A 14,179-nucleotide genomic window follows, 5' to 3' on the forward strand; every position below is an offset into this window, starting at 1 on the left:
GATTCCCCTACGGACTACGAAAAAAAGAAATGTAAAAAGACTTAAATCAATTTAAGAAAATGGCAAATCATAAGTCAGCTTTAAAAAGAATCAGAAGCAACGAAAAGAAAAGAGTATTAAATAGATACCAACATAAAACAACTCGTAACGCAATCAAAGCTTTGCGTCTTGCAACTGATAAATCAGAGGCTTCTGCTAAGTTGTCTGCTGTAGTATCAATGATTGATAAATTAGCTAAGAAGAATATTATCCATGATAATAAAGCTTCTAACTTAAAATCAAAATTAACTAAGCACGTTGCTAAATTAGCATAAGGTTGTTTAGACAGAAATATAACTAAGCTCTCTTTCATGAGGGCTTTTTTTGTTGTTATCATTTTGTTATTTTTTGCTAACTGCTTAAAAATTAGTGTGTTTATATAAAAAATAAATTGTAATTTCGCACCCACAAAAATTATTTATGACTTCTATTAGAAACATTGCAATTATCGCTCACGTTGACCACGGTAAAACAACATTGGTTGACAAAATTATGTATCACTGTCAGTTGTTCCGTGAAAACGAGAACACAGGAGATTTAATTCTTGACAACAACGATTTAGAACGTGAAAGAGGAATTACCATCACTTCTAAAAACGTATCCGTTACCTATAAAGGAACCAAAATTAATATTATCGATACTCCAGGCCACGCGGATTTTGGTGGTGAGGTAGAACGTGTATTAAATATGGCGGATGGTGTGTTGTTATTGGTGGATGCTTTTGAAGGACCAATGCCGCAAACTCGTTTCGTATTGCAGAAAGCAATCGATTTAGGTTTAAAACCATGTGTGGTAGTTAACAAAGTTGATAAAGAGAATTGTACTCCGGAAGAAGTTCATGAAAAAGTATTTGACTTGATGTTTGAATTAGGAGCTGAGGAATGGCAGTTAGACTTCCCTACAGTTTACGGTTCTGCAAAGAATAACTGGATGTCAACCGACTTCAGAAATCAGACTGAAAACATTGAGCCTTTATTGGATATGGTTTTGGAACACGTTCCAAGCCCGAAAGTATCTGAAGGTACTCCGCAGATGTTAATCACTTCTTTGGATTTCTCTAACTTTACAGGACGTATCGCTATCGGTCGTTTACAAAGAGGAGAATTAAAAGAAGGAATGAATATATCTTTAGTGAAAAGAGATGGTAAGATCATCAAATCTAAAATTAAAGAATTACACGTTTTTGAAGGAATCGGAAGAAAGAAAGTAGAGCAGGTAGTGGCAGGAGATATTTGTGCTATCGTAGGTCTTGAAGGATTTGAAATTGGTGATACTGTTGCTGATTTTGAAAATCCGGAAGCTTTAGCGTCTATTACAATTGATGAGCCAACAATGAGTATGTTGTTCACAATTAATGACTCTCCGTTCTTTGGTAAAGAAGGTAAGTTTGTAACTTCCCGTCACATTAAAGACAGGTTAAACAGAGAATTAGAGAAAAACTTAGCACTTCGTGTTAATGAAACAGACAGTGCCGATAAATTTTTAGTTTTCGGTCGTGGTGTATTGCACTTGTCTGTATTGATTGAAACAATGCGTCGTGAAGGATATGAATTACAAATTGGTCAGCCACAGGTAATCATCAAAGAAATTGATGGTGCTAAATGTGAGCCGATCGAGGAATTAACAATCGACTTACCAGAAAACGTTTCCGGTAGAGCGGTAGAGTTTGTAACGGTTCGTAAAGGTGAAATGTTAAGCATGGAGCCAAAAGGTGAGCGTATGATCATTAAATTCAATATTCCATCCCGTGGTATTATCGGATTGAGAAATCAATTGCTTACAGCTACTGCCGGTGAAGCAATTATGTCACACCGTTTCCTGGAATACCAACCATTCAAAGGAGAGATTCCTGGACGTACAAACGGATCTTTGATCTCTATGGAAAACGGAAAAGCAATTCCTTATTCTATCGATAAATTACAGGACAGAGGTAAGTTTTTCGTAGATCCTAACGAGGATATCTATGAAGGGCAGGTAATTGGTGAAAACTCCCGTGGTGATGATATGGTTGTTAACGTTACCAAAACGAAAAAATTAACAAACGTACGTTCTTCAGGAGCAGATGATAAAGCAAGAATCATTCCTGCTATCAAATTCTCATTAGAAGAAGCTTTGGAGTATATCCAGAAAGATGAGTATGTTGAAGTTACACCAAAATCGATCCGTTTACGTAAGATTTACTTAAACGAAAACGATAGAAAACGTTTCAAAATAGACTAAACTAATAATAGTTGTCATATTATAAAAAAGCCGCTTTTTTAAAGCGGCTTTTTTATTTGTGGTTGTTTACGGTTCCGGTACGATTGTTTTTATACATCTCGCTGACGGTAATGCTAACGTAGCAGAAAACGGACGGAATGAACGGGAAATAAGGTTGTGCAATAAAAAAGCCGGATTAATATCCGGCTTTTTGTTTTATTCCTGTTTCAGGCTTCTGATTTGTTTTAGCTTGTCTTTCCAGGTTTTTAATTCTTCCTTGTGACGGTCGATGTTTTTGTAAACTTCTTTTACAAATGGATTGTCGGCTTTGGCATTCGAGATAAACTGGATGTTATTTTCCAATTGGAAAATTTCGCCTTGTACTTCATCAATCTTGCGCATAATGAAGATCTGCTCATTCTCTAATTTTCTGGAATCGTCACTTTCTGCCAGCTGCTCCAAACGGTTGTTGAATTTAACCATTTCCGCTTCTTTTTTAGATAAGCTTAATTTATCAAACAGGGCATCCAGTATTTTGTTGAACTTGCCTTCGATATGTCTGCGGGCATGCGGTACTTTTCCAAAAGTTTTCCAGTTCTCTATGTGTAATTTGATAGCGTCCAGATCGGTTTTGTGTTCACCGCTTAGCTGGAAGTCTTTCAGGCTTTCCAGATAGTCTTTTTTCTTATCAAAAGCTTCAATCTCTTCGGAGTTTGCTTCGTTGCGTTTGGCGTGCAGGCGGTCAAAATAATGATTGCAGGCATCTTTAAAATCTTTCCATACGCTGTCGGAATATTTTCTCGGCACATGACCTATTTTTTTCCAGTCTTCCTGGATCTGTTTCATGATTGGCGTCGTAACGTTGAAATCTTCATTTTCTTTCAAGGCATTCGCTTTTTCCACTAAAGCCAGTTTTTTATTCAGGTTGTCCTGCTGGTCTTTTTTGATGTCTTTGTAGAAAGAATTCTTCTGAGCGTTAAAATTGCGTACAGCGTTTTTAAAAGCCGCCCAGGTGTCTTCGTTTACTTCCAGCGGAACTTTTCCGGTTTGGAAGAAAGCGGCTCTCAGGCTTTCTATTTTGTCAATCTGACCCTGCCAGGCACTGTGTGCTGTTATCTTTTCGTTAGCGATATTGTCAATCTGAGTGATAATTTCTCTTTTCCTGATCAGGTTTTCTTCTTCTTTTTCTTTAGCCTTCGCTAATAAGGCTTCCCGTTTGTCGTGTAGTTGTTTGGTTAAGTCGCTAAACTTGTTCCATAATTCTTCACGGTGCTCACGCGATACCGGTCCGATTTCCTCTTTCCAGATTTTGTGTAACGATTGTAATTCACGGAATGCTTTGGAAACATCACTTTCATTAACCAGTTCTTCAACACGGGCAATGATTTTCTGTTTTTGCTCCAGATTGTGTTTGAAATCCAGATCGCGGGCTTCTCTGTCCAGATGCAGGTGATCGTAAAAACGCTCAATATGAAAATGGAAGTTGTTCCAAACGTGGTTGTATTTGTCCCGTGGTATTGGTCCGGCATTTTTCCAGCGCTCACGCAGTTCATTAACTGTTTTTAAAGTTTCCTGAATGCTTTCGGCAGGATTGTCGATCAGGCTTTTTAGTTCTTCAATAATTGCAAGACGGTTATCAAGATTGCCTTTTAAATTGTTTTGCAGCTGTTTGAAGTGCTGATTTTTAAAATCCCGGTATTTATTGTAGATATTGTCGAATTTGTTCTTTAAAGGAAAGTGATAATCGAAATCCGAAACATCTCCATTGTTGTCATGGCTGTGTTCGTCACGCTTCTCGTCAATAAAATGCGTGTATTTCGCCATAAAATCTTTGCGGATCTCTTCGACGTGATTTCTGATGGACATTACTTTCTCATTCGAAACTAATTTTTCAAGTTCCGCTGTCAATTCTTCCATTGACATTGCTTCATAGTTGAGCATTGGGATATCGTGTCCTTCAGAAATAGAAGCGTCTTCGCTTTCTTCTGCATTCGTACTTTCAATCGCTTCAATTGCGGATTGATTTACGGTAGGAACGTTTTCCTCGTTTGTAATTTGTTCCTGTCCATCTGCCTCCGGCAGGTTATCATTCTTTTCTTCTAACATTGTTGAAATGCTTAAGTTTAACATAAATTGAGTGGAAAGATACTAAAAGCAAGTGGATAATTCAAAAGAAAGTTACCTAAAAGTGCTTATTTTTCTGTTTAAATAGCAGAATAACGCCTTATTTTTCGTGCTTTTGGAAGATAATGACTATCAGGGGACTATAAAAGGAATGCCGGGCAGAGGCGTTAACCGGACCGTGACAGCCGTATAAAACAAAAGGCTGTCCGGACAGCCTTTTGTTTTATTTGTTATTCCAGATTTCCCAGGCCTTTTCTGCCTGAAAGACCAGCATGTCGTAACCGTTTTTGGTTTTGGCACCCTGTTCTTTTGCAAGACGCAGGAATTCGGTTTCTTCCGGATTGTAGACCAGATCGAAAGCGATGTGCTTATCGGTAAAAAGCGTATAATCCAGTTCCGGACAATCCTTAATATTCGGGAAAGTGCCCAGTGGTGTGGTGTTGATGATAATCTGGTATTCGTTAAAAACATCCTGATTCAGCTCGGAATAGGAAAACTCGCATTCCGATGCATTGCGGGAAACAAAATCATATTCTATTTTTAATTTCTGCAGCGCAAAAGCAATGGCTTTACTGGCGCCGCCGGTTCCTAAGATCAATGCTTTTTTATGGTGTTTTTTCAGTAAGGGCTTTAGCGATTTTTTAAAACCGTAAAAATCGGTATTGTATCCTTTTGCTTCTCCTTTTTTGTTGAACCGTATGGTGTTGACAGCGCCGATAAGGGTGGCATTTTTGGATGTTTTTTTCAGAAAAGGAATGACGGCTTCTTTATAAGGAATGGTAACGTTCATTCCTTTCAGGTTTTTTGTACCGGAAACGATGGCCGGGAAGTCATTGATGGTTTCAGCATCAAAATTGGTATAACTGCAATTCTCTAATCCGGAAACTGAAAATTTTTCGGTAAAGTATTTTTTTGAAAAAGAATAGCTGATATTCTTTCCGAGCAATCCAAATCTCCTTTTCTTTAATTTTTTCATAATAAAAAAACGGTCAATTAATACAATAATTAACCGTAAAGATAATAGGAAAAAGTGGTATTTGGAACCGGACTATCCGTTTAATTTCTGATACTTCTCTATTTGAGATTGTATTGTTTTTGTGTTCCACACCACCGGGAACAGTTCTTCCAATACAGTGCGGTTATTGAAGTTTAAGCGCAAACCGTTGCTAAGGTGAACTTTTCCTTTTGCCTCGTCGTGCAGCATATAGTATAATCCGGCAAGACGGTATTCTACTTCATATTCTTCCGGGAAATATTCGGAAGCCTGTAATAAGGTTTGTACAGCACTTTCAAATTCTCCTAAAAACTGAAGGATGTCTACCCAGAACAACCAGGTGTCTAACTGGTAATCGCCAAACTCAACCGCTTTTCGGTAGCCGTATTCGGCCTCTTCAAAGAAGCTTAATTGTTTGTTGATCGCACCGTAGCGTTTCCAGTACAATTTATTCTCGTTGTCAATTCCAATAGCTTTGTTAACATAGTACAGCGCTTTCTGGAAATTTTTCTGACGGATATAAAAATCGGTGATCGCAATCCAGGCTTTATCCAGTAACGGATCTTCATGTACCGTTTTCAGGTAAAACTGTAAAGCAATATCGGTATTGCCAAGACGTTCGTGACATTTTCCAATGCGCAACAGGGCAAAGGAAGTAGGATCGTCAAGCTCCATGGTAATGTTATAGCAATCGATGGCCTCCTGGTATTTTTTTAATTTTTCCAGGGCTTTTGCCTTTTCTAAATAAGCACCCAGAAAACTATCGTCAATCAGGGTGGCATAATCAAAGGCACGAACGGCCTGTTCGTAATTTTTTACGGTGTAATACTGACGTCCGAGCTGGTGCCATGCCACTTCGCTGTACGGATTGCGGTCAATAAACCCGTTTAAGAAATTTATAGCGTCTTCGTTCTGATCCAGGAAATCAAAACAGTACACGACATTGTATAAGGCAGAATGGTCTTCTGTATCGTTTTCAAGACATTTAATGAAGTTCTCTTTTGCCATTTCCAGATCGTCCATGAACAGGTACTCCATACCAATCAGCGAATAGACATCCGCATAATCATCGGTATATTTAAGGGCGACTTTTAAAAGTTCAACGGCTTTATCATGCTGATCTTTTTTGGAATAAATGTTGGCTTTCTGAATGTAGATTTCTTCGTTGGTCGGTTCAATAGCATACAAATCGTTTAATAATTTTTCGGCTATTTCAAGTTTGTCGTCAAAAACTAAAAGTTCTACCTGAACCAGTTTTAAACCGGTGGATTTTGGGTGCTGCTCCAAGCCTAGTTTAAGGGCTTTTTTGGCTAAATTAATTTTACCCGTATCGAGATAATGAAGAATGATATCTTCAAACTCTTCGGAGTCAAAGAAGAATACCTTGTTGGTTTTCAACATTGATTCGAACTTTGATAAGGATAAACTATTTTCTTCTTCCTCGTGACTCAAATTCATACTCCTTTTGTTTAAATTATCCTTATTAAAATTAGGAAAGGTTTATTTGCTTTTTAGAAATGAAAGCTATTTGTTGTGAACAATTTAATTAACAATTATTTGTTTTTTACCGTGTTCTCTAGCCTTCGTTCATTACTTCATTCATAGCTTCAATAATGATGCCACACCCTTCTTCTATTTCAGCATTTGTAAGGGTTAACGGAGGAGTAATGCGAATAGCGCAGCCTTCAAACAATAACCAGAATAAGATCAGTCCTTTTTCCTGACATTTAAAGATAATTTTATTGGTAATTTCAGGACTTTCTGTCATGGGAGCCAGCATTAAGCCCTCTCCGCGAATTTCTTTGATAAGCGGATGTACCAGTAGTTTTCTGAAAAGTTTTTCTTTTTCGAGTGCCTGTTCCATAAGGTCGGTTTCCACCAGTTCCTGTAAGGTTGCCAGACAGGCAGCGGCAATTACCGGATGCCCGCCAAAAGTGGTGATATGTCCCAGTTTAGGATCATGGCTCAGCAGGTCCATGTGTTTTTCATTGGCTGTAAAAGCGCCCACAGGCATTCCGCCGCCCATACCTTTGCCCATTACTACAATATCCGGAACGATATCGTAGTTTTGAAAGCCGAACAGTTTTCCGGTTCTTCCGAAACCGGGCTGGATCTCGTCCAGTATCATCATCGCACCAACTTCATCACAACGTTCGCGGACTTTTTTCAGGAATCCGTCATAAGGCTGTATGAATCCGGCACCACCCTGAATGGTTTCCAGGATGATTCCGGCAGTTTTGGTGGTTATTTTTTGCAGGTCTTCTTCGTTGTTAAAGGTGATGAAATCCACGTCCGGAATTAAAGGTCTGAAAACCTGTTTGCGTTCCTCAAATCCCATAACGCTCATCGAGCCCATCGTATTCCCGTGGTATGCGTTAAAACAGGAAATAAGCTGGCTTCTTCCGGTTATCCGCCGGGCCAGCTTTAAAGCACCTTCGGTGGCTTCCGTTCCGGAGTTAACCAGGTATGTTTTGTTGAGCTGTTCCGGCATGTTTGCTGCCAGCAATTTGCATAAAGCAACGGCAGGATCCTGTGCATATTCTCCATAAACCATTACGTGGGCATATTTGTCCAGCTGGTCTTTAATGGCGTTGGTTACGCGCGGATGCTGGTGTCCTAATGTGCAGGCCGAAACACCGGCTACGAAATCTAAATATTTTTTTCCGCTGGTGTCGTAAATGTAAGCACCTTTGGCGTGGGACACTTCCATTCCCAATGGATAGGGAGAGGTTTGTGCCTGGTATTTATGGAAATCTTTAATCATGATACTCTTGCATTGTCAGCTGCGATTTTTTGAAACCGCAATTGCTGGTTTATTTCTTCGTCTTCTTCGTTGTTTTGGCGTTCTCTTTTTTTACCGGTTTGCCATATTCAAGCGTTTCTTTACGGGCTTCCATCGGTGTTTCGTTTTCCAGATCTTTGGCAGCACTTTGTTTCTGAATCTTTTCATCGATGAGATTCTCTTCCGGTGGAAAGATCTCTTCTTTCGATTTTATCCGCTCGTCTCCGCGCCACACGAATCCTCTTAATTTCCGGGCATTTTCCGGAAAAAGGTCGGGTGGGTAGCTTTCGCTCTCCGGATTAACAATGGAAGTCATGGAAACGATCTTGTTGTCTTCGAGTTCCAGGTGTATTTTACTGCTTACGCCTTTGTCGATCATTTCCAGCTCGTTTTTGTCGTTATACATGTAGTATATCTTTTCCGTGTTTTTGATTAAATCAACAGTGGAAAGTTTGTTGTCTTTGAATTTGCCAAACAGATCCTGTCCTTTAACCTGGTTGTATCCGGTGCCAAGGGTGTCTTTCTGGACAATAAAAGCATTATTCAATACTTTCAGGGAATCCAGTTTTTCGGTTTGGTTGTTTCCGATAAGGTGAATTACATCACCGGTCATCTGGTTTTCATTGTTCCAGAGAATCGGTCTTCCGATCATCTGGGTTAATCCTTTTTTCTGGTTGGAATGAATAGAGTCGCATTTTCCGCTCATATCCGTTTTGTAAATACGGGCATTGCTGAAACCGCGAATGATTCGTTCTCCCTGTTTTCCGGTAATCATCAGCTTTTTGGCGTGAATGTAAACCGAATCGTTTTCAACAAAACTGGATGCAATGGCCCGTTTTGTGATAAACATGGAATCCTGGTTTTTGTAGACTTCCGCATAATGACCTTTGATAATCATTTTGTTAATGGTATCGGTAATCTTGACATTATCGGTGGCAGAAGAAAATTCCCGTTTCCGGTCATAAAATATCTTATCGCCTTTGATGAGTCGGTTGTTGTATTTTATCGTGGAATTTTTGGTTAAAGTAGCAATATCTTTTTTGGTGTCATAAAATCCCCTTTCGGTATAGATGACATTTTCTTTGCTGGTAATCGTAGAAGGCCCGAAAACATAGGCATGCCCGGAATTGTCGAAAAAGTCCAGGTGATTGGATTTGATGACGCATTGCGGATTGGTTACGGTAACAGCGGTAAGGAACTGGTATTTCTTTTCGTTTAAATAATAACGTCCGGATTTACTTTTCAGGGTATTTTCCTTGTTGATAATCGTTCCGTAAGAGTTGTAAAATGCCTGTTGGGTATTCCGGTCAAAATTTAAGGTGTCGGTTGTTAAGGTAGATTCCGGAGACCGCAGTGAAACATCGCCCGAAGCATAGGCGAACTTTTCATTGCCGTTGTATTCGGCATAACGGCTGTTCATATAAATGGTATCCCCCTGGTTCATAACCACATTACCAAAGGCTTTGGCATAATTCTGATCTTTGAAGAAGTAGAGTTTGTTGCAGTTAATCAAAACACCATCGTGTTCCACCTGAACATTTCCTGTAAGAATTGAAGCACCCGGTATTTCATTCTGATTACTGTCGGTAAAATCAGTATGGATGATCTGGATGGTTTTTTTTTGCTGTGCAGTAACCGTTGTGCACAAAAAGCTGAAACTTATAAGGAATAAAAATAATTGCTTCAAAGTGTAAAATTTTGTGCCAAATTTAAGTAAAATCTACGAATAGGATTTTTAATTAAGAATAATTTATTAAATAAATAAAGAAGGGTTAAAAAGTAAAAACGCTCCCGGATGAGAGCGTTTTTTATGGATTATTTATGAATTGTCTGGGTTCTGTCCGGTCCTACCGAAATCACTTTAATAGGAACTTCAACCTCTTTCTCTATAAACTCAATATATTCTTTTAATTCTGATGGTAATTCTTCGTATGAAGTCATTCCGGTCAGATCTGCTTTCCATCCTTTCTTCTCAATATATGCCGGTGTTACGTTTTCCGGTTCGATGTTGTAAGGTAAATGGTCGATTACTTCGCCTTTGTAGTTGTATCCGGTACATACTTTTAGGGTATCAAATCCGGAAAGTACATCGCCTTTCATCATGTATAACTGGGTAACCCCGTTTACCTGAACGGCATATTTTAAGGCTACCAGATCTAACCATCCGCAACGACGTGCTCTTCCGGTTACCGAACCGAATTCATTACCAACTCTGGCCATTGTCTGACCGATTTCGTCATGAAGTTCTGTTGGGAAAGGTCCGCTACCAACACGGGTTGTATAGGCTTTGAAAATACCGAAAACATCTTTTACCTTGTTAGGTGCAATTCCTAATCCGGTACAGGCTCCGGCAGCAGTAGTATTGGAAGACGTTACAAACGGGTACGTTCCGAAATCAATATCCAGAAGTGATCCCTGAGCGCCTTCAGCCAAAATGGATTTTCCTTCTTTCATGGCTTTGTTCAGGTATTCTTCACTGTCCACAAAAGTTAGTGTCTGTAATACTTTAACCGCTTCGAAGAACTCGTCTTCCAGTTCCTGAAGGTTGTACTGCATGTCTACATCATAGAACGAAATCATCGCTTCGTGCTTGTCTGCTAAAGTCCGGTAACGTTCTTTGAAATCTGCCAATTCAATATCGCCCACTCTTAATCCGTTTCTTCCGGTTTTGTCCATATAAGTCGGTCCGATCCCTTTTAGGGTGGAACCGATTTTGGCCTTACCTTTTGAGGCTTCCGAAGCAGCATCCAGTAAACGGTGTGTGGGTAAAATTAAATGTGCTTTTCTGGAGATGATCAATCTGGATTTGATATCCATGTTGAATTTTTCCAGACCTTCCAGTTCTTTTTGGAAAACGACAGGATCAATAACAACACCGTTTCCGATAATGTTAATGGAGTTCTGGTGAAAAATCCCGGAAGGGATGGTTCTCAAAACGTGTTTAATTCCGTCAAATTCTAATGTGTGTCCGGCGTTTGGTCCGCCTTGAAAACGAGCAATAATGTCGTATTTTGAAGTGAGTACGTCAACGATCTTTCCTTTTCCTTCGTCTCCCCACTGTAATCCTAGTAGCAAATCTACAGTCATTCCGTTGTTGTTTGTTGTTTTGTGTTTATATAGTTATTTGTCGTATGCGTGTGAAAAAATTATTCTTCCGTATGTTTCTTTTTCTGACCATACAGGTATAAAGAATGGTTGTGGATTTCAATATTAAAAATTTCTTCGATGGTTTTTTTAATCGTCTGTATTCTCGGATCACAGAATTCGATCACTTCACCGGTATCGGTCATGATGATATGATCGTGCTGTTTGTCAAAATACGATTTTTCGTAATGTGCCTGATTTTGTCCAAACTGATGTCTTCTCACTAAACCGCATTCCAATAATAATTCGATCGTGTTGTAAAGCGTTGCTCTGCTCACACGATAATTTTTATTTTTCATTTTGATGTATAACGATTCAATGTCAAAATGTTCGGCACTGTCGTAAATTTCCTGTAAGATAGCATAGCGCTCAGGCGTCTTACGATGCCCTTTTTCTTCAAGATATTTCGTGAATACGTTTTTTACAATTTCTTGATTTTTATTATTTTCCATTATGGTTTAATATGAAATACCCGCAAAGATAAGTTTTATTTTTTGGAGATTAAAGTTTTCGTAAAGTAATGTTGACTGAGGTGAAAATTTTAGTTTTTTATTAACGAAACCGGAAGGTGTAATCATAAAAATAAACACCTGGCGTTGAATCCAGGTGTTTATTTTAAGAATACGAATCGTTTTGTAGTTTAATTTTTGTGGACGCGTGTTACCTTTTCAATACCGTCTATTTTTTTAATATTGTCAATTAATTTTTTCAGGATGGTATTGTTTTGTACCACAACGGTAACCTGTCCGTTGAATATTCCGGCTTCTCCGCTCAGCGCAATGCTCTGGATGTTCACGTGCATCTGGTTGGAGATAACTTTTGTCAGCTCATTGGTTAGTCCTAAAGTGTCCATACCGGTGATCTTGATCACGGCTTTAAATTCTTCCTGTGACGAATCAATCCATTTGGCCGGAATGATCCTGTAGGCAAAATTGGATTGCAGGCTGATGGCATTCGGGCAGTCTTTCCGGTGAACCTTGATACCTTCGTTGATGGTGATAAAGCCAAATACATCATCACCCGGAATAGGGTTGCAGCAGGTGGACAGTTTGTAATCTAATTTATCCTGTTCTTTTCCAAAAACTAAAAGGTCATAGTTTTTGATGATCTCGTTGCGGTGTATTTGTTCAGACGGAACATTAGGCGAACGCTTGATCTTGTTTTTGAAAAAGTTGATTAACGTATTGTTCTTTTGTGCCGCAAAATCTTTGAGCTGCTGGTTGTCTATTAATCCGGCACCCACGCGGTAAAAGAGATCCAGACTGGTTTGCAGTTTAAAGTAGTTTACCAGTTCGTTGATTGAGGACTCGTTTAAAGCAATCTTTAAATGTCTCAATTTTCGGGTTAGTAATTCTTTTCCGTCTTCGGCAATTTTTTTGGTACTCTCGTTGAGTACGTTTTTAATTTTATTACGGGCGCGCGATGTGGTCACATAGTCCAGCCAGTTCGGGCTGGGTTTCTGGTTCGGCGAGGTGATGATCTCTACCTGGTCACCGCTGTTTAATACGTGATTGAGTGGTACTAATTTACCGTTAACCCGGGTACCACGGGTGTGAATGCCCACTTCGGAGTGAATGCTGAAAGCAAAGTCAAGGGAGGTGGCGCCTTTGGGCAGGGATTTGATTTCTCCTTTTGGCGTAAAAATGTATATTTCCTTGGAATACAGGTTGAGTTTGAAGTCTTCTACAAAATCAACAGCATTGGTTTCGGAATTTTCGAGTGCTTCTTTCAGCTGGTTCAGCCAAACGTCCAGGCCGTTTTCTTCCGTAGCACCCTGTTTGTATTTGTAATGGGCTGCATATCCTTTTTCGGCGATTTCATCCATACGTTCACTTCGCACCTGAATTTCCACCCAGCGGCCTTTTGGCCCCATCACGGTAATGTGCAGGGCTTCGTATCCCGTTGATTTGGGAGAAGAAATCCAGTCGCGCAAACGGCTCGGGCTCGGGCGGTAGTGGTCGGTCACTATGGAATAGATTTTCCAGGCCAGGAATTTCTCTTCCTGTGGTTTGGATCTGTAGATGATTCTCAGCGCGAATTTGTCATATACTTCATCGAAGGTAACGCCCTGAACCAGCATTTTTCTCCGGATGGAGTAAATGGATTTGGGACGGCCTTTCATCGTGTATTCTATTCCTTCTTCGTCCAAGGATTTTTTCAGGATCTCGGAAATGGACTTGATATAGGCTTCCTGTTCTTCTTTGGTTTCCTTCATTTTGCTTACAATATCCATGTAAACATCCGGTTCGGTATATTTTAGTCCTAAATCCTCAAGCTGGGTTTTGATGTTGTAAAGCCCTAAACGGTGCGCTAAAGGGGCATATATGTACAGGGTTTCGGAAGCGATCTTGGCCTGTTTGTAATCGACCATGCTTTCCATCGTTTGCATGTTGTGCAAACGGTCGGCAATTTTGATTAAAATTACCCGGACATCATCGTTTAAGGTCAGCAGCATCTTACGGAAATTCTCCGCCTGCATCGAAATTTCCTGATCGGTTTTTACTTTTGCTATTTTGGTTAATCCGTCAACAATTTTGGCAATTTTCGGATTGAACATCTTTTCGATATCGGCAACGGTAATGTCTGTGTCTTCAACTACATCATGCATTAAAGCAGCGGCAATGGAAGTGGCACCCAGACCGATTTCGGAGGCCACGATTTTAGCAACGGCAATAGGGTGGAAGATATAGGCTTCTCCCGATTTGCGACGCTGGTCTTTATGGGCATCAACAGCAACGTCAAAAGCCTTGCGTATCAGTTTTTTGTCTTCTTCGGTAAGGGTTTGGTAACTAATGCGAAGAAGTTCCTTGTATTCGCGGGCGATGGCTTTATTTTCTTGTTCTAAATCAATCTCTGTCATAACAATTCATTCAATTCCTAAATTTAATGTAAAGAAT

10 protein-coding genes are annotated in these 14,179 nt (G+C 39.7%); 2 read left to right on the forward strand and 8 right to left on the reverse strand.

The features are described 5' to 3' along the window. Positions 1–59: 59 nt before the first annotated feature. Both rpsT and typA read left to right on the forward strand, forming a co-directional pair. Complete coding sequence (gene rpsT / locus B3394_RS08095) at positions 60–314, forward strand: 30S ribosomal protein S20 (RefSeq protein ID WP_177735875.1); 255 nt, start codon at positions 60–62, stop codon at positions 312–314. A 145-nt stretch (positions 315–459) separates the two neighbouring features. Continuing rightward, positions 460–2,259: a translational GTPase TypA gene (typA, locus tag B3394_RS08100; RefSeq protein WP_177735873.1), complete on the forward strand. Its 1,800-nt coding sequence runs from the start codon at positions 460–462 to the stop codon at positions 2,257–2,259. A 195-nt stretch (positions 2,260–2,454) separates the two neighbouring features. Here the strand turns inward: typA and B3394_RS08105 are convergent, their stop codons facing one another. The 8 genes from B3394_RS08105 to B3394_RS08140 all read right to left on the reverse strand — a co-directional run bounded on the left by B3394_RS08105 (position 2,455) and on the right by B3394_RS08140 (position 14,142). Then, a complete protein-coding gene (locus B3394_RS08105) occupies positions 2,455–4,344 on the reverse strand; it encodes a DUF349 domain-containing protein (protein ID WP_286915016.1) in 1,890 nt (629 codons plus the stop codon). Positions 4,345–4,585: 241 nt separating this feature from the next. Then, the gene (locus B3394_RS08110) at positions 4,586–5,338 is read right to left on the reverse strand and encodes a shikimate dehydrogenase family protein (protein ID WP_177735870.1); all 753 of its coding nucleotides are present in this window, start codon (positions 5,336–5,338) and stop codon (positions 4,586–4,588) included. 72 nt (positions 5,339–5,410) lie between these two features. Then, the gene (locus B3394_RS08115; RefSeq protein WP_273243870.1) at positions 5,411–6,814 is read right to left on the reverse strand and encodes a tetratricopeptide repeat protein; all 1,404 of its coding nucleotides are present in this window, start codon (positions 6,812–6,814) and stop codon (positions 5,411–5,413) included. 118 nt (positions 6,815–6,932) lie between these two features. Next, positions 6,933–8,120 carry an aspartate aminotransferase family protein gene (locus B3394_RS08120; protein WP_286915018.1) on the reverse strand — a complete coding sequence of 396 codons (1,188 nt, stop codon included), beginning with the start codon at positions 8,118–8,120 and terminating at the stop codon, positions 6,933–6,935. Positions 8,121–8,169: 49 nt separating this feature from the next. Beyond that, a complete protein-coding gene (locus B3394_RS08125; RefSeq protein ID WP_177735864.1) occupies positions 8,170–9,825 on the reverse strand; it encodes an OstA-like protein in 1,656 nt (551 codons plus the stop codon). A gap of 128 nt (positions 9,826–9,953) precedes the next feature. Continuing rightward, positions 9,954–11,225 (reverse strand): adenylosuccinate synthase, encoded by a 1,272-nt coding sequence (locus B3394_RS08130; RefSeq protein ID WP_286915022.1) that lies wholly within the window; start codon positions 11,223–11,225, stop codon positions 9,954–9,956. Positions 11,226–11,284: 59 nt separating this feature from the next. Further along, positions 11,285–11,734 (reverse strand): Fur family transcriptional regulator, encoded by a 450-nt coding sequence (locus tag B3394_RS08135; protein ID WP_177735860.1) that lies wholly within the window; start codon positions 11,732–11,734, stop codon positions 11,285–11,287. Positions 11,735–11,922: 188 nt separating this feature from the next. Beyond that, complete coding sequence (locus B3394_RS08140; RefSeq protein WP_177735858.1) at positions 11,923–14,142, reverse strand: RelA/SpoT family protein; 2,220 nt, start codon at positions 14,140–14,142, stop codon at positions 11,923–11,925. Positions 14,143–14,179 lie beyond the last annotated feature (37 nt).

Source organism: Flavobacterium sp. UBA4197, assembly GCF_002379575.1.
Classification (GTDB): Bacteria; Bacteroidota; Bacteroidia; order Flavobacteriales; family Flavobacteriaceae; genus Flavobacterium; species Flavobacterium inviolabile.

Bases quoted from the DNA above. Each gene is read 5' to 3' on its own strand.
- rpsT (WP_177735875.1), top strand. From the start codon at position 60: ATGGCAAATCATAAGTCAGCTTTAAAAAGAATCAGAAGCAACGAAAAG.
- typA (WP_177735873.1), top strand. From the start codon at position 460: ATGACTTCTATTAGAAACATTGCAATTATCGCTCACGTTGACCACGGT.
- B3394_RS08105 (WP_286915016.1), bottom strand. From the start codon at position 4,344: ATGTTAGAAGAAAAGAATGATAACCTGCCGGAGGCAGATGGACAGGAA.
- B3394_RS08110 (WP_177735870.1), bottom strand. From the start codon at position 5,338: ATGAAAAAATTAAAGAAAAGGAGATTTGGATTGCTCGGAAAGAATATC.
- B3394_RS08115 (WP_273243870.1), bottom strand. From the start codon at position 6,814: ATGAATTTGAGTCACGAGGAAGAAGAAAATAGTTTATCCTTATCAAAG.
- B3394_RS08120 (WP_286915018.1), bottom strand. From the start codon at position 8,120: ATGATTAAAGATTTCCATAAATACCAGGCACAAACCTCTCCCTATCCA.
- B3394_RS08130 (WP_286915022.1), bottom strand. From the start codon at position 11,225: ATGACTGTAGATTTGCTACTAGGATTACAGTGGGGAGACGAAGGAAAA.
- B3394_RS08135 (WP_177735860.1), bottom strand. From the start codon at position 11,734: ATGGAAAATAATAAAAATCAAGAAATTGTAAAAAACGTATTCACGAAA.
- B3394_RS08140 (WP_177735858.1), bottom strand. From the start codon at position 14,142: ATGACAGAGATTGATTTAGAACAAGAAAATAAAGCCATCGCCCGCGAA.